The 24,479-nt window shown below is 41.2% G+C and carries 18 protein-coding genes; 15 read left to right on the top strand and 3 right to left on the bottom strand.

Annotated features, from left to right (window positions below; all coding sequences use genetic code 11):
* Window positions 1–2: 2 nt before the first annotated feature.
* Window positions 3–1,616, top strand: coding sequence for a gliding motility protein RemB (locus GSQ74_RS02595; protein ID WP_158989741.1), 1,614 nt, complete (start codon window positions 3–5; stop codon window positions 1,614–1,616).
* 122 nt (window positions 1,617–1,738) lie between these two features.
* Here the strand turns inward: GSQ74_RS02595 and dxs are convergent, their stop codons facing one another.
* Window positions 1,739–3,667, bottom strand: coding sequence for a 1-deoxy-D-xylulose-5-phosphate synthase (dxs, locus tag GSQ74_RS02590; RefSeq protein ID WP_158989932.1), 1,929 nt, complete (start codon window positions 3,665–3,667; stop codon window positions 1,739–1,741).
* A 518-nt stretch (window positions 3,668–4,185) separates the two neighbouring features.
* Between dxs and GSQ74_RS02585 the strand changes: the two genes are divergently transcribed.
* The 4 genes from GSQ74_RS02585 (at window position 4,186) to GSQ74_RS02570 (ending at window position 12,233) form a co-directional block, all read left to right on the top strand.
* Window positions 4,186–4,941: a ScpA family protein gene (locus tag GSQ74_RS02585; RefSeq protein WP_174236898.1), complete on the top strand. Its 756-nt coding sequence runs from the start codon at window positions 4,186–4,188 to the stop codon at window positions 4,939–4,941.
* 201 nt (window positions 4,942–5,142) lie between these two features.
* Entirely contained in the window at window positions 5,143–7,551 is a 2,409-nt protein-coding gene (locus tag GSQ74_RS02580; RefSeq protein WP_158989739.1) for an ABC transporter permease, read from the top strand.
* A 260-nt stretch (window positions 7,552–7,811) separates the two neighbouring features.
* On the top strand, window positions 7,812–9,101 hold the full coding sequence (glyA, locus tag GSQ74_RS02575) for a serine hydroxymethyltransferase (RefSeq protein ID WP_158989737.1): 1,290 nt from the start codon (window positions 7,812–7,814) through the stop codon (window positions 9,099–9,101).
* Window positions 9,102–9,110: 9 nt separating this feature from the next.
* Entirely contained in the window at window positions 9,111–12,233 is a 3,123-nt protein-coding gene (locus tag GSQ74_RS02570; protein ID WP_158989735.1) for a PAS domain S-box protein, read from the top strand.
* 30 nt (window positions 12,234–12,263) lie between these two features.
* Here the strand turns inward: GSQ74_RS02570 and GSQ74_RS02565 are convergent, their stop codons facing one another.
* Both GSQ74_RS02565 and rlmN read right to left on the bottom strand, forming a co-directional pair.
* Window positions 12,264–12,962: a ComF family protein gene (locus tag GSQ74_RS02565; protein WP_158989733.1), complete on the bottom strand. Its 699-nt coding sequence runs from the start codon at window positions 12,960–12,962 to the stop codon at window positions 12,264–12,266.
* A gap of 148 nt (window positions 12,963–13,110) precedes the next feature.
* Window positions 13,111–14,178: a 23S rRNA (adenine(2503)-C(2))-methyltransferase RlmN gene (gene rlmN / locus GSQ74_RS02560; protein ID WP_158989731.1), complete on the bottom strand. Its 1,068-nt coding sequence runs from the start codon at window positions 14,176–14,178 to the stop codon at window positions 13,111–13,113.
* 154 nt (window positions 14,179–14,332) lie between these two features.
* Here rlmN and GSQ74_RS02555 point away from each other — a divergent pair, with 154 nt between their 5' ends.
* The 10 genes from GSQ74_RS02555 (at window position 14,333) to GSQ74_RS02510 (ending at window position 24,196) form a co-directional block, all read left to right on the top strand.
* The gene (locus GSQ74_RS02555; protein WP_158989721.1) at window positions 14,333–15,502 is read left to right on the top strand and encodes an amidohydrolase family protein; all 1,170 of its coding nucleotides are present in this window, start codon (window positions 14,333–14,335) and stop codon (window positions 15,500–15,502) included.
* 4 nt (window positions 15,503–15,506) lie between these two features.
* Window positions 15,507–17,015, top strand: a complete 1,509-nt coding sequence (locus tag GSQ74_RS02550; protein WP_158989719.1) for a carboxylesterase/lipase family protein — start codon at window positions 15,507–15,509, stop codon at window positions 17,013–17,015.
* A 184-nt stretch (window positions 17,016–17,199) separates the two neighbouring features.
* Entirely contained in the window at window positions 17,200–17,484 is a 285-nt protein-coding gene (locus GSQ74_RS02545) for an acylphosphatase (protein WP_158989717.1), read from the top strand.
* The gene (locus GSQ74_RS02540; protein WP_254060793.1) at window positions 17,478–19,097 is read left to right on the top strand and encodes a lipopolysaccharide biosynthesis protein; all 1,620 of its coding nucleotides are present in this window, start codon (window positions 17,478–17,480) and stop codon (window positions 19,095–19,097) included. The genes GSQ74_RS02545 and GSQ74_RS02540 overlap by 7 nt, the downstream gene beginning before the upstream one ends.
* Before the next feature lie 16 nt (window positions 19,098–19,113).
* A complete protein-coding gene (dut, locus tag GSQ74_RS02535; protein ID WP_371724285.1) occupies window positions 19,114–19,584 on the top strand; it encodes a dUTP diphosphatase in 471 nt (156 codons plus the stop codon).
* A gap of 4 nt (window positions 19,585–19,588) precedes the next feature.
* Window positions 19,589–21,325 carry a tetratricopeptide repeat protein gene (locus tag GSQ74_RS02530; protein WP_158989714.1) on the top strand — a complete coding sequence of 579 codons (1,737 nt, stop codon included), beginning with the start codon at window positions 19,589–19,591 and terminating at the stop codon, window positions 21,323–21,325.
* On the top strand, window positions 21,303–22,082 hold the full coding sequence (locus tag GSQ74_RS02525; RefSeq protein ID WP_158989712.1) for a DUF4292 domain-containing protein: 780 nt from the start codon (window positions 21,303–21,305) through the stop codon (window positions 22,080–22,082). Before GSQ74_RS02530 ends, GSQ74_RS02525 begins: the two co-directional genes overlap by 23 nt.
* 72 nt (window positions 22,083–22,154) lie before the next feature.
* Entirely contained in the window at window positions 22,155–23,450 is a 1,296-nt protein-coding gene (locus GSQ74_RS02520) for a murein hydrolase activator EnvC (protein ID WP_158989709.1), read from the top strand.
* A gap of 56 nt (window positions 23,451–23,506) precedes the next feature.
* The gene (locus GSQ74_RS22725; protein WP_254060792.1) at window positions 23,507–23,959 is read left to right on the top strand and encodes a twin-arginine translocase TatA/TatE family subunit; all 453 of its coding nucleotides are present in this window, start codon (window positions 23,507–23,509) and stop codon (window positions 23,957–23,959) included.
* Between the two features lie 36 nt (window positions 23,960–23,995).
* The gene (locus GSQ74_RS02510; protein ID WP_158989707.1) at window positions 23,996–24,196 is read left to right on the top strand and encodes a twin-arginine translocase TatA/TatE family subunit; all 201 of its coding nucleotides are present in this window, start codon (window positions 23,996–23,998) and stop codon (window positions 24,194–24,196) included.
* Window positions 24,197–24,479: the final 283 nt, after the last annotated feature.

Below are 24,479 nucleotides of genomic sequence, written 5' to 3'. Positions count from 1 at the left end.
ATATGAAAAGAATATTTACAAGCATTATATTATTACTATCTATTATTGGCGTTGCACGATCTCAGTCGGAGTATATGCCATATTCTTATCAGTCGTACCAAAAATTTAATGCTATCGAATATTCAACCTCAACCAATGAGCATACTTCGTTTAAGCCTTATATTATCGACTCAGTAACTAAAGTTCGTTATGATTCATTGATGAATTATAATGCCGATGGTAAACAACATAGCTGGGGTTACAATAAACTATTTAACGAGCATTTGATCGACATAAAATCAGCAAACAGTACCTTTTATGCTGACTTATTGCCAAACTTTACCATGGGTAAAAACTTATCCGACGCTAAGGAAAGCACCTCATTAGTATCATACGGGGCTCAAATTGGCGGTACGGTAGGCACTAAATTATATTACTATGCCAGTTGGTACGGCAACCAGGGCGATTTCCCGGCTTACGAAACCAATTATATCAACCAAACCGGTATTATCCCCGGCGAAGCAAGGGCTAAAGTTTATGGCCTAAACAACTACGACTGGCAATATTACACCGCCGTTATATCCTACACACCAAACAAGTATTTAAACATTACTGCCGGTAACGATAAAAACTTTATTGGTGATGGTTACCGCTCACTTTTTCTATCTGATTACATATCACCTTATCCATTTTTTAAATTAACAGGTACTTTGGGTAATGTACAATACACCGCCATGTGGGCTCATTTCGATGATCCGGATGATTTGGATGCCAGTGGTAGTCCCCGCCAAAAATGGGGTGTTTTTCATTATTTTGATTGGAACGTTAGTAAAAAGCTTTCCTTTGGTTTCTTTGATTCAGTTATTTGGTATGATAAGGATGACGAAGGACATGAACGCAGCTTTGATGTAACCTACTTAAATCCTATTACCTTTTTACGCCCGCTTGAGGCATCAAATGGCTCACCTGATAACGCTTTGATTGGCTTTACAGGAAAATATAAATTAACCAATGGTATTACAGGCTATGGGCAATTCATGCTTGACGAATTTCAGGCCAAGCAGTTCTTTACTGATGGTGGCAGCGCCCGTAATAAATATGGCTACCAGTTGGGTATAAAAGGCGCGAATATGTTTGGTGTAAAAGGCTTAAATTATTTGTTGGAAACCAACAATGTTAAACCATATACCTATTCTGAACGTGGCCCTATCCTAAGCTTTACAGGTAATGGCGCACCGTTGGCACATCCTTGGGGCGCTAACTTCAGGGAGTTGGTTGGGCAGTTAAACTACAGCTACAAAAGATTTGATTTTTCAGGAGAGGCTGATTACGGGCATTACGGACAAGACCCTTTAAACGGGTTGGATTATGGCATGGATCCATATCAGGACTATACCACCCCCGCTAAACTGGAGGGTAACTACATTGGTCAGGGTGTAACAACCAACATGTATTACCTGGAAGGAAAAGTAGCCTACGTACTTAATCCCAAATACAACCTAAGGATAGAGCTTAGCGCCTTATATCGCGATGAAAAGAATGTGGATTATGATGATAAAACCACCTTGTTTACCATCGGTATCCGCAGCTCATTCCGCCAGATATACGATGATATAGCTGCACCTAAAACGCATTAATGTGGTGAGTAGTTTATTGGTTGATTAGTGAATGGTTGAGAAACCACTTAACTTAATCAACTATTCACCAATTAAGAGTGAGTGGCTAGGAAACCACTTAACTTAATGAACCAATCAACCAATTAAGAAGCAATCGTATGCGCTTTGCGTTTACCCGCTATGGCTTTAACTTTCACGGCAATTGATGTGGCATCATAACCGCATTCGGCCCATAGTTCGGGTTGTTCGCCGTGTTCAATAATATGGTCAGGGATACCCAGGCGAACTACATCAGCTTTGTATTTGTTATCAGCCATAAATTCAAGTACCGCGCTGCCCATACCGCCTTCCAGACAGCCGTCCTCAACAGTAATTACTTTATTGAATTTCTTGAAAACATCATGCAGCAAAGCTTCGTCCAAAGGTTTTACAAAACGTAAATCGTAATGGGCGGGGTAATAACCTTCGGCGTTTAAATCGACAGTAGCTTTTACCACTTCGTTGCCAATGGTTCCTATAGTTAGTATGGCAACTTCTTCGCCATCGCATACCTTGCGGCCTTTGCCAACAGGGATGGCTTTCATTGGGCGTTGCCAATCAACCATAACACCGTTACCTCGCGGATAACGTATTACAAACGGCCCCATATCGTCCTGCTGTGCAGTAAACATCAGGTTACGCAGTTCTTCTTCATTCATTGGCGCGGATACCGTCATATTCGGGATACAACGCATGTAAGCCAAATCATAAGCGCCATGATGTGTCGGCCCATCGGCACCGGCTATCCCGGCACGATCCAGGCAAAAAACAACATTTAGCTTTTGTATAGCCACATCATGTATCACCTGGTCATACGCCCGCTGCATAAAGCTGGAGTATATATTACAAAACGGAATCAATCCCTGCGAAGCTAATCCTGCAGAAAATGTTACTGCATGCTGCTCGGCAATACCCACGTCAAATGCACGGTTAGGCATCGCCTTCATCATCAGGTTTAATGAACATCCTGATGGCATTGCCGGGGTAATGCCCATTATTTTAGGGTTTTGCTCGGCAAGTTCTATTATAGTATGGCCAAAAACATCCTGGTATTTTGGAGGTTGAGGCTTATCATATTTAGTCTTTTTTATTTCGCCGGTTATCTTATCAAACAAGCCGGGTGCATGCCATTTGGTTTGGTCTTTTTCAGCCAAAGCATAGCCTTTACCTTTGGTGGTAACACAATGCAATAGCTTTGGCCCCGGTATATCGCGCAGGTCTTTTAGCACTTTAACCAAATGTTCTACATCATGCCCATCTATCGGGCCAAAATAGCGGAATTGTAGCGCCTCGAAAAAATTACTGCGTTTAAGCAAGGTTCCCTTAATGCTTTTCTCAATCTTCTTAGCGAATTTAAAAGCATCCGGCCCCATTGCCGATATTTTGGTTAGCACCGTAGCAATATCATCCCTAAAACGATTATAAGGCTTTGATGTAGTAATATCGGTCAGATATTCCTTCAAAGCACCCACGTTAGGGTCAATAGCCATGTTGTTGTCATTCAGGATAACCAACAGGTTTGAGTTTTCGATACCGGCATGGTTCAATGCCTCAAAAGCTATACCTGCAGTCATGGCGCCATCGCCAATAACGGCTACGTGCTGTCTGTCGGTTTCGCCTTTATATTGCGACGCAACGGCCATGCCTAATGCCACCGAAATGGACGTAGAGGAGTGCCCAACGCCAAACGCATCATAAATACTTTCAGAACGTTTAGGGAAACCGCTGATTCCTTTATAAATACGGTTGGTATGAAACTGATCGCGGCGGCCGGTTAATATTTTATGGCCGTAAGCCTGGTGGCCAACGTCCCAAACTAGCTGATCATAAGGGGTGTTAAGTACATATTGCAGGGCCACGGTTAATTCAACAACACCTAAACTCGCGGCAAAATGGCCGCCATTTACCGACACTACATCTATAATATATTGGCGTAATTCCTGACAGACCTGCTCGAGCTGGTCCTCTGTAAGTTGCTTTAGATCAGAGGGGTATTGTATGTTTTGAAGTAAATTTCCGGCGGGTACCTGCATTGCCATTCTTAACAGTATTTTAACTTACAAAGTAAGTTATTTAATTCGGAAAATAGATATAAGTTAACGTAATAATTGTTTTGTGGACTTTACTCACCCGGCCACGCTTCGCTTGCCGACTTCTCTATCGCTGCGCGACAAAGAGGTGAAAAAACAAGTCCATTTCCCTCTTTGCCGCTTGCGGTCAATGTCATTAAGTTAAGCCCCACCTAAATCCTCCCCGGTAGGGAGGACTTAAAAAAACAAACGCGGGCGAAGCTAAAGTCTCCCCTTCCGGGGGAGATTTAGAGGGGGCTATATGCTTGGCGCCCCCTTAACTTAATGACATTGCCCTACGGTACGGTATTTATTTCGTTTTATTTTTCTACCAACATGTAACCCCTACGCGGTTTTAGGCTTAACTTAATAACATTGCGCTTGTGGCAGAGAGGGTGGTCGAGCGAAGCAAGACCGGGTGAGTTTCTGCGAGGTGATTAATAAACATTTCTTTTTCTCTCCAATTAACTTATTTTTGGTTGATGACAATAGTAGAAGAAGGCTTTGAAATTAAATTGACCCAGTTTGAAGGGCCGTTTGATCTGCTGCTTTTTTTTATCGAGCGCGATGAGCTGAATATTCATGATATTCCCATTGCCAAAATTGCTGATGATTTCCTGACTTATCTGCACCACATGGCTACCCTGAACATGGAGGTTGCCAGCGAATTTATTTTTGTAGCCGCTACGCTGATGCGCATCAAGGCTAAAATGTTGCTGCCGCGATTTGAGGTTGATGCGGCCGGTAACGAGATAGACCATAAAGAAGACCTGATACGCAAACTGATCGAATACAAAAAAATAAAAGAGGTTTGCGAAGAACTTCGCCCGTATGAGGATGAACGTTTTAAACAAGAAAAACGTGGCAATATAGCATACGATCTGGAGCAGGTAGAGAAAGTGCCTTTGCCGGGTGACGAATTGCAAGAGCTAAGTCTGTACAGACTAATGATGGTTTATGACCGCCTCAACAAAAGTTATGAGTCGCGTGAGAGGCAGGTTACCCATACGATTGTCCAATACCCTTACACCATCGAAAAGCAAAAAGAGGCCATTAAGCAGTTATTGAACATCAATAAAATGCTCGATTTTAAATCAATCGCCGGTAACTCCGATAACAAAGTTCACTTCGTATACAATTTTTTAGCCATGCTGGAGATGCTGCAACAGGAGCTAATTAAAATAGAAGTAGGGTTGGGCTACAACAACTTTTGGATAGCGGCGAAGGAAATTCAATAATTCAATTCTACACTCTTTTTGTCATTCTGAGCGGTAGCGAAGAATCTCAAAACTTTGCTCGCCAATATGCATAGGTGATAGATTCTTCATTGCATTCAGAATGACAATCAAACGAAGAAACAAATAACATTATTTAACATATTGGCATTAAGATAATTACTGATTGTGTTGCACATTTGTAACAACCAAAATATTATCATCATGCTTAAAAGCTACATTAAAATTGCCTGGCGAAACCTTTGGAAGAACAAAGCTTTTTCTATCATCAATATTTTCGGTCTTTCAATAGGCATAGCTTTTAGTTTGCTGATAGGCGCATATGTTTGGGGCGAGTTGCAGGTAAACCGCCAATTAAAGGATGCGGATAATCAATACATCATCCAAAGTAAATGGAAAGACCCCAATATGGGCTTTGTAATTGGCAGCTCCGCGGAGTTACCCAAAGCGCTTAAGGAAAGCTATCCGGGCTTAGTTACTAATTATTACCGGTTTGACGGTATAACCACCAACGTATCAAAAGGAGATAAGCATTTTCGTGAAACGGTACAGGTAGGCGATAGCACTTTGCTTAATATGTACGGTTTTAAATTGCTGCAAGGCGATGCGAATACCGCGTTAAATGACCCTTTTTCGGTAGTGATCACTTCGCAAATGGCGATGAAATATTTTGGCCGTACAGATGTAGTTGGGCAATTGCTGAATTTTGAGAGTTTTTCAGGCGATAAACACGATTTTACCGTTTCGGGGGTATTGGGAGATATTTCGCAAAACTCCGTTACTGCCGTAAGCACCCGCAATATTTCTGACTTCTTTGTTAATGCTGATGCTGCCAAATATTTCAAAAGAAATTTAAGTGGTTGGGATAATACCTATATCGTAGATTATATCGAACTGAAAAAAGGCATAGATCCCAAGGCCGTTGAAAAGGCTATGATTGCCTTGCTTCACAAAAACGCTTCTGAACAGGTCAGCAAAAATTTAACGCCCTACCTGGTTGCTTTAAAGGATTATAATATGATTACTGAAGGCGGCGTAGTTAAAAAAATGACCTATACATTGTCCTGTATTGCTTTGTTTATTTTGTTGATGGCAATCATCAATTTCGTAAATATTTGTATTGGCAGGGCCTCGGGGAGAATGAGGGAAATGGGTATACGTAAAGTAATGGGTGGCTTGCGAAAACAGCTGATATGGCAGTTTCTGGCGGAGTCGACTCTAATTGCTATGATAGCAACACTGGTGGCTTTAGGAATATACCTGTTAGCGAGGCCTTTTTTTAGCAATGTATTAGGCAAAGAGATTACCGGTTTATTTAGTTTTCCATTATATTTTATTCCGCTACCATTTATGGTTGCTTTGTTAGTTGGCTTGTTAGCAGGAATTTACCCGGCACTTGTATTATCGGCCTTAAAAGCTGTCGACTCCCTGAAAGGAAAACTATCTTCAGTAAAAGAAAGTGTATTATTCCGCAAAACGCTGGTGGCTTTTCAATTCACTATAGCGGCTATTGTTTTTATAGGCGCGATTGTTATTTCGCAGCAGATCAGCCTGTTCTTTAGCAACAATTTAGGCTATAATAAAGATTATGTGATCTATTCGCAAGTACCAAGAGATTGGTCGCCAAAAGGTGTCCAAAAAATGGAAGCGATTCGATACCAACTTTCACAAATGCGCCAGGTAGGCAGCATCACCTTATCTTACGTAATTCCAGATGGCGCAAACGGTGGTAATTACCAGGTTTACCGCCAGGGTGCAAACCCGTCACAAACTATAGTAGCACAAGGGTTAACCGTTGATAATCAATACGCTTCAACCTATAATATTCCGTTAAAGGCTGGGCAGTTTTTTAAACCTGTTTTTAACCTGGCAGATAGTAGCGATGTGGTGATCAACGAAACAGAAGCAAAAGCGTTAGGGTTTAAAAATGACGCTGAAGCCATTGACCAAAAAATAATGTCGCCGGGTTACCCTGTTGCATCTATCATTCGCGGCGTTACTGCTGATTTTCACTTCGGATCGATGCAGGATAAGATACTTCCAATCACATTTAATAATGTTAATTATAGTACTTATTACCGTTACTTCTCTATCAAGTTGAAACCGGGTGACATACAACAAAACCTGTCTGCCTTACAAAAAAGATGGGCCGAGCTAATGCCGGGAGCCCCATTTGAATACAAATTTATGGATGATGCGCTTAAACAGCTTTATGCTACAGAATTACAGCTAAAAAAAGCAGCCTATATTGCCACCGTTTTAGCTTTGATAATTGTTTTGCTTGGTGTACTAGGTTTAGTATCGCTAAGTGTTCAAAAACGTACTAAGGAAATCGGTATCCGCAAGGTATTAGGTTCGTCTGTTGCAGGTATAACTTCACTTTTTTTGAAGGATTTTTTAGGCGTGATCATGATAGCAGGGGTAATCGCTTGTCCGCTTGCTTATCTGATTATGCAAAAGTGGCTGAGCGGATATGCTTACAGGATAAGCATATCGCTTTCGCCTTTTGTTTTTTCGATAGCCTTATTAACAGTTATAACCGCATTTCTTATTATGCTGCAAACGATAAAGGCTGCTTTCGCTAATCCGGTAGAAAGTTTGAGAAGCGAGTAGTTAAAGAAATCGAAGTTTTTAAAACTTCGTAAGTCTGACAAATTCTTTCCCCACCTTGTCATTCTGAGGAACGAAGAATCTGTACTGGGGTAAACTACTTTACAGATTCTTCGTTCCTCAGAATGACAAAGCCAATAAAATACATGCAAGGCAGGAACACAAATTCCTGCCTTTTTTGTTTAATAATGGCTAACATCTAATTACTTAACTATCAAAAAAGAGGATTTTTTGCTAACTTAGCGGCGTTTTTAACCCATCGCATGAAAAGAGACAAACTAATATTTAAGCTGTTAGACGAAGAGCAACAACGCCAGGAAGAAGGTATTGAACTAATCGCATCTGAAAACTTTGTAAGCCGGCAGGTAATGGAAGCTGCAGGTTCAGTAGCAACCAATAAATATGCCGAAGGCTTACCAGGTAAACGCTATTATGGTGGCTGCCAGGTGGTTGATGAAATTGAAACTATTGCCATTGAGCGCGCTAAACAATTGTTTAACGCGGAGTGGGCAAATGTGCAACCACACTCAGGCGCACAAGCTAATGCGGCAGTAATGCTGGCATGCCTGCAGCCAGGCGACAAAATATTAGGTTTCGACCTTTCACATGGTGGTCACTTAACCCATGGTTCAGCAGTAAATTACTCAGGTAAATTATATGACCCTCATTTTTACGGAGTTCGTAAAGACACAGGTTATGTTGATTATGACCAGCTTAAAAAGGTTGCCTTAAAAGAAAAACCCAAAATGATCATTTGCGGTGCTTCGGCTTACTCGCGTGATTGGGATTACGAATTTATACGCAAAGTAGCTGATGAAATTGGCGCGCTTGTTTTGGCTGATATTTCGCACCCTGCAGGTTTAATAGCACGCGGTTTATTAACAGATCCGCTGCCGCATTGCCATATAGTTACTACAACTACACATAAAACATTACGCGGCCCGCGTGGCGGCCTGATTTTATTAGGTAAAGATTTTGAAAACCCATGGGGCATCAAAACACCAAAAGGCGAAATTCGCATGATGTCTAATTTATTAGATATGGCCGTTTTCCCGGGCATACAAGGTGGCCCGCTTGAGCATATCATCGCGGCAAAAGCTATTGCCTTCGGCGAAGCTTTGAGTGAGGACTACATGAAGTACATAATACAGGTTAAAAAGAATGCATCAGCTATGGCTAAAGCATTTATTGACCGTGGTTATGAAATTGTGTCTGGTGGAACCGACAATCATTTGATCCTGATCGATCTGCGCAATAAAAACGTTACCGGTAAAGCAGCTGAGAATGCTTTGGTTACTGCCGACATCACCATCAATAAAAACATGGTGCCTTATGATGATAAATCACCATTTGTTACCTCTGGAATACGTGTAGGTACAGCGGCTATCACCACCCGTGGTATGAAAGAAAAACACATGGAACACATTGTGGAGCTGATAGACGCGGTTATCGCGGACCCGGAAAATGAAAATTCAATCAAAAAAATACGTAAAAGGGTACACAAATTGATGGAAGATTTTCCCTTATACAAGCATAACAAGGCGTTGGATTAAAAATCTAAAGTGACCAAAACAACAACTTCTTCGGGTGATGAGAATGAACGCTTAACGGCGCTAAATTCCTACAATGTACTTGATACATTGCCCGAGAAGGAGTATGACGCGATAACACGCTTGGCATCTTATATATGCCAGGTTCCTATTGCCCTTATTTCATTAATTGATGAAGGCAGGCAATGGTTTAAGTCAAAAGTTGGGTTAGATGCAGCTGAAACGCCACGCGCTGATGCTTTTTGCCACTACACCATTCTTGACGATAAAATACTTGAAGTAAATGATGCGCTTGAAAGCGACTTATTTAAAAATAATGTATTAGTAACCGGTGCGCCTAATATCAGGTTTTATGCAGGCGCACCGCTTATTGACCCCAACGGGCATCACTTAGGCTCCCTATGTGTTATTGACCGTGTCCCCAGAAAACTTACCGACGAACAAAAAGATGCCCTGCGCACACTTGCTGATGAAGTAATGTCGCATCTATTATTAAAAAAACAGAAAGAGGAGCTTGAAGCATCCCTAACGGTCCACAAAGATTTTTACCGCTTATTTAACAGTTCGCCCGAGATTCATTTGATTGCCGACAGAGACTCCAACATTGAATTGATAAACGATGCGATAGAAAGCGTGTTAGGTTACACACCACAACAGGCCATTGGCCAATCGTTATGGCAATTTGTTGTTGGCCAGAACCGTGAGCAATTTGTACCGACTATTGAAAAAGCAATAACATCTAAGCGAGCATTTGAGATTGAAACCGAAACAGTTACAGCTGATAATCAGGTAAAGTGGATAGGTTGGTGCGCAATTACAAAAGAAGGTAAATGGTATGCCAGCGGCCGCGATATAACTTATCAGAAGAAGTTGTTGGCAGAGCTTGAACAATTGTCGCTTGTGGCCAGTAAAGTTCACAATGGGGTGGTTATAAGTAATGCTGATGATCAGATAATCTGGACAAATGAATCGTTTGAGAAAATAACAGGATATAACTTAAACGATGTAAAAGATAAGCGTTTACGCGATGTGCTAAACGGAATACCCACTCCTGAACAGAAACAAAAATTAGATTTAGCTATTAGCAAAAAAGAGTCGTACCAGGCTGATTTGTTGGTATGCCGTAAAGATGGTAAGTCGATCTGGGTCTCTGTAATCAATTCGGTTGTGCATAATTCCGAAGGCAAAATTGATAAGTTCATCCGTATAGTAGTAGATATTACATTGCGTAAGAATGCGGAAAAAGAGCTTGATATATTGTCATTCGCGGCCCGCAAATCACCAAGCGGTACGTTAATACGTGATAAAGATGGCAAAGTGATCTGGATGAATGAGGCGCTGGAACGTATATTGGGTTACACGCTGGATGAAATGCGAGGAAAAGCCCTTGGCAAAAGACTGATGGGTAAAGACAGCAATGTCGAAGATTTTAACAAAGCGGTAGAGGCAGTTAAGCAAAAGAAGCCTTATGAACTTGAACTGAAAATATATCGCAAGGATGGCACCCCAATTTGGGCATATTTATCAAATAGCCCGCTGCTGAATGAAATGGGTGAGGTTGAGCGCCAAATAACAGTAGCTGTTGATATTACTGAACGTAAAACTGCCGAGGAACAATTAAAGTTACTCTCATTAGTAGCCAGCAGCACCACCAGCGGGGTTGTTATAAATAACCGCAACGGCGATGTGGAGTGGATAAATAGTGCATTTGAGAAAATTACCGGGTATAATATAAATGATGTTAAAGACAAGCATTTGGGCGATACCTTAAAAGGAGAGCTTACCGATGTGTCGATTATTGAACGGGCCCGGCGGTTATCTCAAAATAAACAATCCTTTGAGGTTGATTTGTTGGCTTATCGAAAAGATGGGCAACCGTTATGGATCTCCGTAATAAACTCGGTTATTTTAACTCCGGAGGGTGAGGTTGATAAATATATTGAGGTTATTATCGACATCACCTCAAAAAAGAAGATTGAGCTGGAGCTGATCTCGGCTAAAGAACAGGCCCTGCAATTAAACAGGGCCAAGGATATGTTTATATCTGTAATGAGCCACGAGATACGCACACCTTTAAACGCGGTTATCGGTATGTCGCGTTTATTGATTGATAATGATCCTTTAGAATCACAAAAGGAAAACCTGGATATACTTAAATTTTCAGCAGAAAATTTAATGACCCTGATAAATGATGTGCTTGATTTTACCAAGATAGAAACAGGCAACATTGAGTTAGAAAAAGCTGAGGTTAATCTGCGCGAAATGGTTCATCGCGTGGTGAATTCTATGCAATACAAGGTAAGTGAAAACAACATCTACCTAAAAGAAACAATTGACGGGGCTCTCCCGGAGTTTATTATAGCAGATAGCGCAAGGCTGGTACAAGTACTTTTAAACCTGGTAAACAATGCTATTAAATTTACAGACAAAGGTGGCGTAACCATAGATTTAAGGGTTTTAGAGGAAACCAACAGTAATATTCGCATACGATTTGCGGTTACTGATACCGGTATTGGGATAGCAAATGATAAACTAGGCACAATATTTGAGTCGTTCAAACAAGCTGAAGCAGATACCACCCGAAAATATGGCGGTACAGGTTTAGGCCTCGCGATCAGTAAACGTTTAGTTGAGTTACATGATTCAAGAATAAACGTTGATAGTGTTTTAGGGCAGGGATCAACCTTTTGGTTTATTATTACGTTTAATAAAGCTAAACATCATACCAATATCACTAACGACAAAATGGAAATAGGACTTCGCTTAAATATACTTGTAGTTGACGATAATCAGATTAACCGGATATTGGTTAATAAAGTACTGCAAAAATGGGGTGCCCAGGCTGATTTTGCCGAAAATGGCGAAGAAGCTGTTGAGAAAATTGTAAGCAATATGAACTATGATGTTGTATTAATGGACATACATATGCCTGTTATGGGCGGGCTTGAAGCCACCCAGCTTATACGCGCCAAACCTGAAGCTTACTTCCAACAATTACCTATTGTTGCATTAACTGCATCAATGCTTAACAGTGAAATTAACCAGATGGATAGCGCCGGCATGAATGATTTTATCCTAAAACCATTCGACCCTAAAACACTGTTTGAGAAACTGAGCAGATACCAGAAAGTGTAATTTATTGAGGTAAGTCCAACCTTAACTAAATTATTCCGCATAGGCGATGGTAGCAATACTTAGCCTTACACCATCAATCTTTAGCAACTCCACAGCACAAGCTTCAAGTGTTGAACCGGTTGTTACAATATCATCCACCAATAAAATGTGTTTGTTTTTTAGTTTTTCAGGGTCAGTGATCATGAAAACTTCCTGCATGTTCTCAAACCGGGTAAAGCGCCCTTTTTTCGTTTGAGTTTCCGTAGCGCGGGTGCGTATCAGGCTGGTAACATCAACCACTGCGTTTAGTTTATGTGCCAACCCATCAGCAAAGCAGGTGCTTTGGTTATAGCCTCGCTGCTTCAGTCGCTTTTTGTGCAACGGGACCGGAATAATAACATCCGCCGAATAAAAAATCTCATTCTTCACCAACTGTACCCCGGCAATATTACCCACCGCATGCCCTATTTGCTGCATACCCTTATACTTAAGATGATGCACCAGGTTCTGCACCTTACCACCTTTAGTAAAGTAGTACAATGCATAAGCTGCCTGTACATTAACCTTACCCCAAAATTGGCGTGCCACAATATTATCAGGCTGTAAATGGAAATTAGTAAGCGGCAAACTATACTGGCAACTAGTACAAATAACATGCTCATTAGCCATCAAAGCCTCCCCGCAAGCCGGACAAAGCTGCGGAAAAAGCAACCCAACAAAATCAGCAATATAACTGCGCGATAATTTCACGCAATGAAATTAGGAAGAAATTTAAAGAATAAAAAGTTCTTCCTATTTGTCATTCTGAACGCAGTGAAGAATCTATCGATAGACTCATCGTTTGTAAATTGGCGGATAGATTCTTCGTTCCTCAGAATGACAAAAGGAATTATTGGATTTATTCCTGAACAGACGCCGCTTTATCCTTAATTGCCAATTGCCCGCAAGCAGCATCAATATCCTTACCGCGGCTGCGGCGCAGATGGGTATTTACACCCTGACTCTTCAGGTAATCAGCAAATTTCTCAATCTTATCCTCACCTGCGTTAATAAAGTTGGCGAAAGCGATAGGGTTATATTCAATGATGTTCACTTTGCAGGGCAGGTGCTTGCAAAACTTGGCCAATTCAATGGCATCCTGTATGGTATCGTTAAAACCATCAAAAACAATGTACTCGTAAGTAACCGGGTTTTTGGTTTTGGCGTAGTAGTATTTCAGGGCTTCTGCTAATGCTTTTAACGAGTTTTGCTCATTTATCGGCATTATGGTGTTGCGTTTTTCGTCGTTTGCAGCATGCAAGCTAAGCGCAAGGTTAAATTTCACCTCGTCATCTCCTAGTTTTTTAATCATTTTGGCGATGCCTGCGGTTGATACCGTGATTCTTTTCGCAGCCATGTTCAGGCCATCTTCGCTGGTGATCTTCTCAATCGAGTCCATCACATTTTTGTAGTTCAGCAAAGGTTCGCCCATACCCATGTAAACAATATTGCTTAAAGGGATGCCATAATTTTCTTGTGCTTGTTTGCTAATGAGCACTACCTGATCATAAATTTCATCGGGATTTAGGTTGCGTTTGCGCTCCATATATCCTGTAGCACAAAATTTACAGGTAAGGCTACATCCCACCTGAGAGGATACACAAGCCGTCATTCGGCCGGGAGTTGGAATTAAAACACCCTCAATCAGATGCGCATCGTGTAAAATAAAAGAATTTTTTATAGTTTTATCAGCACTAAACTGTGAGTTGTTAATTTTGACATTATTTATTACAAAATTATCATCCAGCTTAGTACGCAGCTCCTTTGAAATATTGCTCATATCGTCAAAAGAAAAACATGACTTTTTCCAAAGCCATTCGTAAACTTGTTTCGCCCTAAAGCCCTTTTCTCCCATTTGGGTAAAGTGCTCTTGCAAGGTTTGCAGGCTTATATTACGGATGTCTATTTTTTCTTTTATGGTGCTCACTTTTGCAAAGGTACTCAATTAAAAAAAATGTTGCTTTTTTTAAAGTCATCTTTTTTATTTAATTAGTAAACAATAACTTAAAGTTAATTGTATTTTTATTAAATGATCGGAACAGGTTTTAAAAAAGGTATATCAAGATGCTAAGTTTTATTTAATGAAAAGTTTTACTGCCGATTACGTTTTTCCTGTTTATGCCGATCCTATTAAGAATGGAGTTGTTACTGTTGATGAGGGTGGAAAGATTCTCTCTGTCTCGGATTCAGCATCAGATGCCAGTCCCCCACCCGAAAAATTAAGCGGTATTATTTGTCCCGGTTTTATTAATACCCATTGCCATCTGGAACTTTCGCACATGTTGGGGAAAGTTCCCACCAAAACAGGCCTGGTTGATTTTATCAAAGAAATAACCAAACAACGGGGCACTACCGATAGCAGCCTGATTACTGCCGCTGCCGAGAAGTCTGATAATGATATGTATGAAAACGGTATTGTAGCCGTTGGCGATATATCAAACAACAACAGCACCATAGCCGTTAAAGCTAAAAGCAAATTACACTACCATACCTTTGTTGAAATTTTCGGCTTTTTACCCGATAAGGCCGACGAGCTTTTTGAGAAAGCATTAACGCTGATGGAGGAGTTTAAGCCGCAATCAGTTTCCATAACACCACATGCGCCATATTCGGTATCAAAGGAGTTATTCAGGCTGGTTAAAAAATATTGCGAAACGCACAACAACCTGCTGAGCATCCATAACCAGGAGTGTGATGATGAAAATAAGTTTTTCAGGTATAAACAAGGCACGTTTACAGAGCTGTATGAATACTTTGGTATGGATATAAGCCACTTTAAGCCACAGGCCCGTAACTCCATGCAATCCATAGTTCCGCTTTTAACCAATAAGCAAGAAATATTATTTGTGCATAATACCTGCACAAATTTAAAAGACATTTATTTCCTTAAACGTTTCGACCGTAAAATAAACTGGTGCTTTTGCCCCAATGCCAATCTTTATATCGAACAAAAATTACCTAAGATCGATCTTTTTGTTGGTCAGGGCTTTAACATCACCCTGGGTACCGATAGCCTTGCATCAAACCATGGCTTAAGCATTTTAAGTGAAATGCAAACCATACAGCATAAATACCCGGCTATCAGTACCGCTAAATTAATGGAATGGGCCACTATAAACGGCGCCAAATTTTTAGGTATCCACGAAGAAAAAGGAACATTAGAAACCGGCAAAACCCCCGGCCTAAATTTAATAACCAATGTTAATGGCCTAAATTTAACACCCGAATCAAAAGTTAAACGGTTAATTTAATCCCATGCTTTTAAAAATCAGGTTTGTTGTTCTATTGCTGACCATTTGTACTGTTTGCAAAGTATCTGCCCAAAACAACCCTGTAGTTAAAACTGATAAGGGGTACATCCTCGGTTTAACAGAAAATAAAATACAGGTTTTTAAAGGCATACCTTATGCCGCGCCACCAGTTGGTAACTTAAGGTTTATGCCGCCTGCCGGTCACTCCTCATGGGCCGATACTTTATCTGCAACAAAATTTGGACAGGTAGCCACGCAAACATCAGGCAATAAAATAATAGGTTCCGAAGATTGCCTTTCATTAAATATCTACACCCCAAAAGCCGATAACCATAAACGCGCGGTAGTAGTTTGGGTACATGGCGGCAGCATGACCAGCGGCTCAGGCAAAGGAATGAACGGCCACGCTTTTGCTGATAAAGACGATATTGTTACCGTCACCATTAATTATCGTTTGGGCGCATTCGGGTTTTTGTATTTGGGCGATGTTAATAGGCGTTATGCCGAATCCGGGAACTGTAGTGTGCTGGATGTGATCGCGGCTTTAAAGTGGATCAACAAAAATATTCCAGCTTTTGGCGGCGACCCACAACGTGTAACCATCATGGGCGAATCGGCAGGGGCGAAGCTCATCAGTGCTGTACTGGTATCGCCACAATCAAAAGGATTGTTTAGTCAATACATTGCTGAAAGCGGTTCGGTGCAATGCATCAGGGATACCGTAACCGCTAAAAACGAGCGAATGCGCATTTTGCACCAGATGGGCCTTGGTCCACATGACGCTTTGAAGCTGTTAACGATGCCCGCTGATTCTATCATGAAGATACAGGGTATTGTTTGCGAAGGTATTGGCGGTAATTCCTTCTTCGGCCCGGTTTATGATGGCGAAGTGATTAAAGAGGATGGTTATAAATATGCTGCAAGTGACCGCTTCCCACGTATAAAAGCGCTCATCGGTACAAACGAATATGAAGCGGCATTGTTTTTTTACCGTAATGAAGATTTGGATAGAAATAACGCTGCTTATTTAAGATCATTATTTGGTGACGATTACCCGATGGTTTATGCCAAATATCATCAGCAATTAAAAACAGATTCGCCTTATGCGGCCGGGGTAAAAGTACTTACGCAATACATGTACCAAATGCATTCGTACCGCTTTGCAAAAGTACTGGTGCAAAATAACATCCCGGTGTGGGTGTATCGTTTTAAGTATGACGATGGCAAACCCTTCGGCGCCAGGCACGCCCAGGAACTACAATACATCTGGAATACCCGCGATGTAAATTCAATAACCGATAGCGCCAAAAAGCAACTAACCATTAACATGCACGGCGCCTGGGTAGCGTTCATCAAAACAGGAAATCCCAACATCGCCACCTTACCGCAATGGCCCGGCTATAACAGCAATACCCGCCAAATAATGGCGTTTGATACTACTGATAAAGTGATCGGCTTGAAAGAAGTGTATAATGATACAAATTTCCCTTCACAGGTGTTTATGCTGAAATAAGGTCTTGTTTCTGTAATATCATTGCAGCCGTACAAGAATCAAATTGATTTACCATCAAAACATTCCTATTTTTGGCGGAACATAGCCCCACCCAACCCTCCCCGGAAGGGAGGGCTTTAAGATTAATAAAGTAAAACAAAGTAAAGTCTCCCCTACCGGGGGAGATTTAGAGGGGGCTTAGATTATGAAACATCTCGATATAACTATAAAAGGCAAAGTACAAGGCGTATCCTTCCGCATGTCAACCAAAGCCGTTGCCGACCAGCTTGGTGTTTGCGGCTATATTAAAAATGCCGATAACGGAGATGTATTGATTGCTGCCGAAGCTAAAGGTGCATTGCTTGATATGTTTTTAGATTGGTGCAACGAAGGCCCTGAAAAAGCCGAGGTAACCTCCGTTGAGTCGCATGAAGGCGAATTGAAAAACTATCGTAATTTTGAGGTAGTGAAAAAGAACTTTTTGTGGTAGAAAATACCTTTAAATCGCAGGAAAAACCATTGTCAACAGCTAAAAAATTCGCGGGTCAAACCGCAGTATACGGTATAAGCACCATTGCCAGCAAGGTGCTGATTTTTTTTCTTACCCCAATTTATACAAGGGCTTACGTAACTGCTGCGTATGGTGTTATTACTACGTTATATAGCTATATATCCATCATTAACGCCTTGTTGGCATTCGGGATGGAAACCACTTTTTTCCGTTACCTTAATAAGCATCCTGATAACAAACAACGGGTTTACAACAATGCTTTTGCTTCGATATTTGTAGTAACGATATTGTTCCTGCTGTTTACTATCCCGTTCGCCGGCTGGATAGCCAGCTATGTTGACGTTAACCACACAAAAAATTTAGCAACCAAGGGGCTACTCCCACATACCATTATAGGCACTACTTATGCCGATTTCCTTAAATACGTTTATATCTGCCTTGCTATAGTTATTGTGGATGCATGGTGTGCCATCCCTTTTGCCAAGCTTCGTGCCGATGGTAGGCCTGCGCGCTATGGCCTCATCAAGCTGGCAAGCGTGCTTATCTTTGTTAGCTTCAATTTAATATTTATTTATGTTGTTCCGTTTTGGTTGAGTCATAATTTAGTTGGTTCTGCATGGATCAGCCAATGGTTTACCCCGAGATGGGTGGGCTATGTTTTTGTTTCCGAATTGTTATCGAGCATTGTAACGCTTCTGCTGTTATTACCCCAGTTATTGCAAATCAGGTTTAATTTTGATCGGGAAATGTTGCTCAATATGTATCGTTACAGCTGGCCTGTCCTTATCGCCAATTTATCTTATATAGTTAATGAAAACATGGATAAGATATTGCTGGGCAAGTTACTGCCTGCAAATATCAGCCTGCACGATGTCGGTATTTATGGTGCCTGTAGCAAAATAGCGGTGTTCCTCAGTATATTTGTAAATGCCTTTCGCCTTGGCGCTGAGCCATTCTTCTTCAATCACGCCAAAAATAAAAATGCCACGCAGACCTACGCCCGTATCATGGACTATTTCGTAATCACAGTATGCGTAATTTTCGTAGGCTTAATCGCGAATATCGACTGGCTTAAATATTTCATCAACAGAACTTATTGGGTCGGTTTGGCAGTAGTTCCACCATTGTTATTCGGTTACGTTAGTTTAGGCATATACATGAATTTGTCAATCTGGTACAAACTGTCTGATCAAACCAAATATGGCCTTTATATTTCCGGTATCGGCGCTATTTTAACCATTGTATTGAATATAATCTTTATCCCCAAATATAGTTATATGGCATCGGCCTGGGTGTCGTTAATTGCTTATACCGTGATGATGATACTGTCGTACATTTGGGGGCAAAAAAATTATCCAATTCCATACAATCTTAAAAAAAACCTCGCCTACATCGTTTCATCCATCATTATCGTTTACTTTATAACACGGATTAACGGTAATTACGCACTTACAACATCCGGAAGCACAGCCACACATGCTCCGGTTGCGTTTGACAAAGGGTTTTTTATTGGTGATGGGCTACTATTAGGCTATATTTTGGTTGCATTTTATTTTGAACGCGATAACTTAAGGGCTATATTTAAACTATAAAAAACAACTTTAAGAAATCTCCCCTGCCGGGGGAGATTTAGAGGGGGCTACTATGATTATAAGAGTAATAAACAAATCAAAAAACAGCCTGCCGGCTTATGAAACAATGCATGCCGCAGGTATGGATCTTCGCGCTGATGTGGAAGCAACTGTAACCCTTGCGCCAATGGAACGTAAACTGATACCTACAGGCCTGCACATTGAGCTGCCTGAAAGTTTTGAGGCGCAGATACGCCCGCGCAGTGGTTTGGCGTTTAAGCACGGTATAGGTATTGTAAATTCGCCGGGTACTATTGATGCTGATTATCGCGGCGAAATAAAAGTGCTGCTAATCAACCTTTCAACCGAAGTATTTGAAATAAATACCGGCGACAGGATTGCGCAAATGATAGTGGCGAAACATGAAAAGGTGGATTGGGAAGAAGTAGAGGTTTTAAATGAAACTTCGCGCGGAGTTGGTGGTTATGGTCATACAGGGGTTAGTTAATTAAATGAAAATCAGGCTGCTTACATCTACATTATTAATAATGCCGTTTTTTGCTTTGGCACAAAGTAAAACAACTGGTAGTGGGGCAATTATAGCCTCTGCGAGGCAAATGAGTCAGATGGATAGCCTGATGGTTAAACAGCTCTTCTACTCGGCTATGGAAGCCAAGGTGACCGAAAACTATAGTCAGGCTGCCGAAATGTTTAACCGCGTTTTACAAATGGAGCCCTCAAATGATGCCGCCCTATACCAGCTTGCCGAGTTAAAAGTGAGTAAACAAGATTTTACCAGCGCCCAGGGATTGCTGGAAAATGCTGTTGCTGTAAACCCCAACAATAAATGGTATTGGCTGGCGCTTACCGAGTGTTACGAAAAGACCAATAACGCTATAAAGCTGGAAGGCGCGTTTAAGCAACTGATCAGGATTGATGCGGACGATACCGATTATAGAATGGATTATGCCCGGGTCCTTTACTACGAGCAAAAATATGATGACGCGTTAAACGTTTACGACCAGATTATAAAAATGAATGGTGGCATGGATGATAACGTGCTGGCTGGCCGCCAAAAAATATATTTAAAACAAGGCAAAATAGATCAGGCTGCTGCTGAAGCACAGCAAATGATAGACGCTAATCCGTCAGAAATAAGATATTCCCTGCTGCTTGCCGAGCTTTATAACTCCAATAATTTTGAGGACAAAGCGCTTAAGGTTTTACAAACAGCGGGGAAGGCAGATCCCCAAAATCCACAAGTGCATTTAGCTTTGGCTGATGTTTATCGGGAGCAAAAAAAATATGAGGATTGCTATAATCAAATCGAACTAGCATTTCAAAGCCCTGATCTGGACATCGATCAGGAAATAAAAATAATTTCCGGATACATCCCCAAATTTCCGGATGCTAACGCAAAAGCCAGTGCATTGGAGTTAAGCAAAACAATCACAGTGGCGCACCCCGATGATTATAAAGCCTGGGCCATGTACGGCGATATGCTTGCCCAGAATGAAAAACTTGCTGATGCCGAAAACGCTTATCGCAAATCAATAGTTATTGATGCACAGCATTACGAAGTATATGATCAGCTGGTAAGGATAGAGATTAGTAATAGCGAATACGATGCCGCCATAAAAGATGGCGAAAACGCGTTATCCTATTTCCCAAACCAGGCCTGGATGAATTACCTGGTAGGCATCGCGTATTCACAGCAAAAAAATTACGATAAGGCTATAAGCTATATAAAAACAGCAACGTTATTAGCCTCGGATGATAAGGACCTGTTATCATTAAGCTATTCATCACTCGGCGATTGCTATCACGAATTGAAAGATAACAAGAATTCTGACGATGCTTATGATAAATCCTTGAGCTATAATCCTGATAATGCCTTCTCTCTGAACAATTACGCGTACTATTTATCGTTAAGAGGTGAGCAATTGGATAAAGCGGCGCAAATGTCGGCCCATTCAAACGAATTGCAGCCAAACACGGCGTCGTTCGAGGATACTTATGCATGGATACTCTTCAGGCAAAAAAAGTATGCCGATGCCAAAATTTGGATTGAGAAGGCCATTTTACACGATAAAACAAATAGTGCTGTACAAACAGAACATTATGGCGACATAATGTTTTACTTAGGCGATACCGATTCCGCTGTTGCCAGCTGGAAAAAAGCTAAGGCCCACGGTGAGCAGTCGCCTATATTAGATAGAAAGATAAATGAAAGGAAATACGTTGAATAAGGTTTTGATAGCTTGCTGTTTGCTGGCCGTAGTTAGTTGCAAGGCGCGTAAAATAACCACTGCTAATACTGCAGTAGCAAAACATCCCAGTAGGTTAGCGATCGAACTTAATGATATTCGTTCACATCAACTCATATTCGATACTTTTTCGGGTAAAGCACGCACCAGTTTGGATATAGGTGGCAACAAGAACGATGTTACCATGAATATCCGCATCGCCAACGATAAAAAAATATGGGTATCCATAACCGCTCTGTTAGGTATCGAGGTTGCGAGGGCAGTTATTACTCCCGATAGTGTGATGATCATCAACCGCTTGCAGGGCCTCTACGTTAAAAAGCCATTTAGCTTTATTTACGCTTATACCAATAAGCAAATTAATTATAATATGCTGCAAGCCTTGCTAATTGGTAACGCGATGCCAGCCTTGCTAAATGGCGATGCAGCGTTAGATACAACAAATAACGCCGTTACGTTAAGTGGTAATCTGGAGGATATAGTTTACCGCTTAATGCTTAATACCGATTTGCGGGTTACTCAAACCAATTTAGATAACCATAATCAGGGCGTATCGTTGCAGGTGAGCTATAATAATTTTATACAATCGGGCACGCAAAAGCTACCATCGCAAATAGATATAGCTTCTGTAGCAAAAGATAAAAAAATACAGGTTAATTTGCATTATGTTAAGGTTGACCTTAACCAGGCACAGGATTATCCATTTAGTATCCCGTCGAGCTATTCACCCCAAAATTAAATTATATTTTTGTGTGGATAACAGGCAGGATGATAAACTTGCTGCTGAACACAAACATATTCCCAAATACGGATGAGATCTTTTAAAATATTATTATTCCTGATTTTTGTTTTTGCGGCGATAGGGGCCCATGCCCAAAGCAGCTCTGAACTGAAGCACCGCCGCGATAAACTGAATGAGGAATTACAGGAGTTAAATACGGAGTATCAGCAAACTGCCAGCAATAAAAAAAGCACGCTGAAGCAACTGAACATCCTTAAAGCACAGATAAACCTGCGCGAAGAAAAGATCAGTAACATCAACTCCGAAATAAGAAATTTAGATAATCAAATCTCAGAGAGCAATAATTCCGTACGTAGTTTACAAAGCCAGTTAAGCCAACTTAAAAAGGAATATGCGGCAATGATTATGTTCGCGTATAGAAACCAAAGCGCTTACAATAAGCTAATGTTTATTTTTGCTTCGCAGGATTTTAACCAGGCTTATAAACGTTTAAAGTATTTACAGCAATTTGGTACCTACCGTGAGCGCCAGGCAAATTATATTCAAAGCACTGAAAAGGACCTGAATGTTAAGATTGTTGAGCTAGATAAAACAAAACAGGCAAAGGGTGATTTGCTGAAGGATCAGGAGAAAGAAAAACAAACGCTGGGCGATGAAAGAACCACGCAGGTTCAAGTAGTTGTTGGCCTGTCTAAACAAATAGGGCAGCTTAAGCAGCAGCAAAAAGATGTTCAGCGTAAAATAGCTGCAACAAACCGCGAGATTGACGCGGCGGTACGCAGAGAGATTGAAGAAGCTAGGCGCAAGGCCGAAGAAGAAGCTAAAGAAGCAGCAAGATTAGCTGCGGCAAAAGCGAAAGCCGAAAACAGGGAAGTGGTAGCACCTAAAAGGGCGGCGATAACCAAAGTATCAAGCAATAGCGAGGTATTGAACGCTACGCCCGAGGCCGCCAGGTTATCAAACGACTTTTTGGGTAACCGCGGCCGGTTACCATGGCCGGTTGCCAATGGCATGATAACACAGGGCTTTGGTGTTTATTATACGCCCGAGAATATTAAAAGCGAAAGCGATGGCGTTGATATAAAAAGCAACCCCGGCGCATCGGTTAGGGCGGTTTTTGAGGGAGATGTAATTAAGGTGGCCGATATTAGCGGTACTTATTTGGTGCTGATAAGGCATGGTGAATACTTTACCGCTTACTCTAACCTAAGGTCGGTTAGTGTTGCGAAAGGTGATAAAGTAAGTACCAAGCAAAGTATAGGAACAGTGGCTACGGATTCATCAACAGGTGAGGCTAATGTACACTTTGGTTTATACAAAGGTGTTACAGCGGTTAACCCTAAACTATGGCTGGCGCCAAATTGATTTGAAACTTTGTAATATTAAAATTGTTTATATTTGTAGATTAAAATAGAGAAGATATGTTTAGTCAAGTTTTTTTATTTTTCGAGTTTACCGCACCAGAGATAATGCTTATCCTGTTTGTAGTTTTGCTTTTATTTGGAGGCGAAAAACTTCCCGGACTTGCTAAAGGTTTAGGTAAAGGCATCCGCGAATTTAAGGATGCATCAGAAGGTGTAAAACGCGAAATAACCAGCCAGATAGATACTTTCCAGGCTAAAAAAGAAGCAGAAACAGCTGCGCAAAACCCGGCAACAAACCCGGTAAGCGATGTGCCTGTTGCACCAACTGAAGCCCCGGCCGTTGTTGAGCATCATGATACCGTACCGGTTGCCGAAATAGGATCAATAGCGGCGGTTGAGCCGGTGAAAAATACCATACCCATTGCAGAGCCTGCCCACCTGAAGGAAACACCTATTGAGCGTGTAGTTCCTGAACCGGCTAACACTGCACACGAAGAGCATAAAGCGTAAATAAGAATATTAATCATTACATAAAACTTAAAAATCATGGGATTAGACGGACCAGTGCTGATATTAATAGCCGCGGTAGTATTACTGATGTTTGGGGGTAAAAAAATACCCGAACTGATGAAAGGCTTAGGAAAAGGCGTTAAAGAATTTAAAGACGCTACCAACGGCGAAGGCACTACAACAACCAACAACACTACTACAACTCCAACAAATACCGAAGATAAACCTAAGGTTTAATCTTCCGGTACCTCATACACTTGAAGATCTGGAATTGAATTTGATTTCAGATCTTCAATTAACTGTCTCTTCTCTGAGTAACAGTTATCGCTGGTGCGGTGAAAACACCGACCAGAAGCTAGAATTAACACAAGATATTACTTTCCGGTGTAAACTAATTTGCAGATTCTTCGCTATTGCTCAGAATGACAAGGGGCTTAATTGTCTCAAAAAAAAGTTTGTCATGCTGAGGTACGAAGCATCTGTACACGTAACCACTTTTTAGATTTTCTCTGTTGCTGAA

The organism is Mucilaginibacter sp. L196 (genome assembly GCF_009765905.1).
Taxonomy (GTDB): domain Bacteria; phylum Bacteroidota; class Bacteroidia; order Sphingobacteriales; family Sphingobacteriaceae; genus Mucilaginibacter.
Note: the sequence above shows the minus strand (reverse complement) of the source record. Positions and strands in the feature narration are given on the sequence as shown.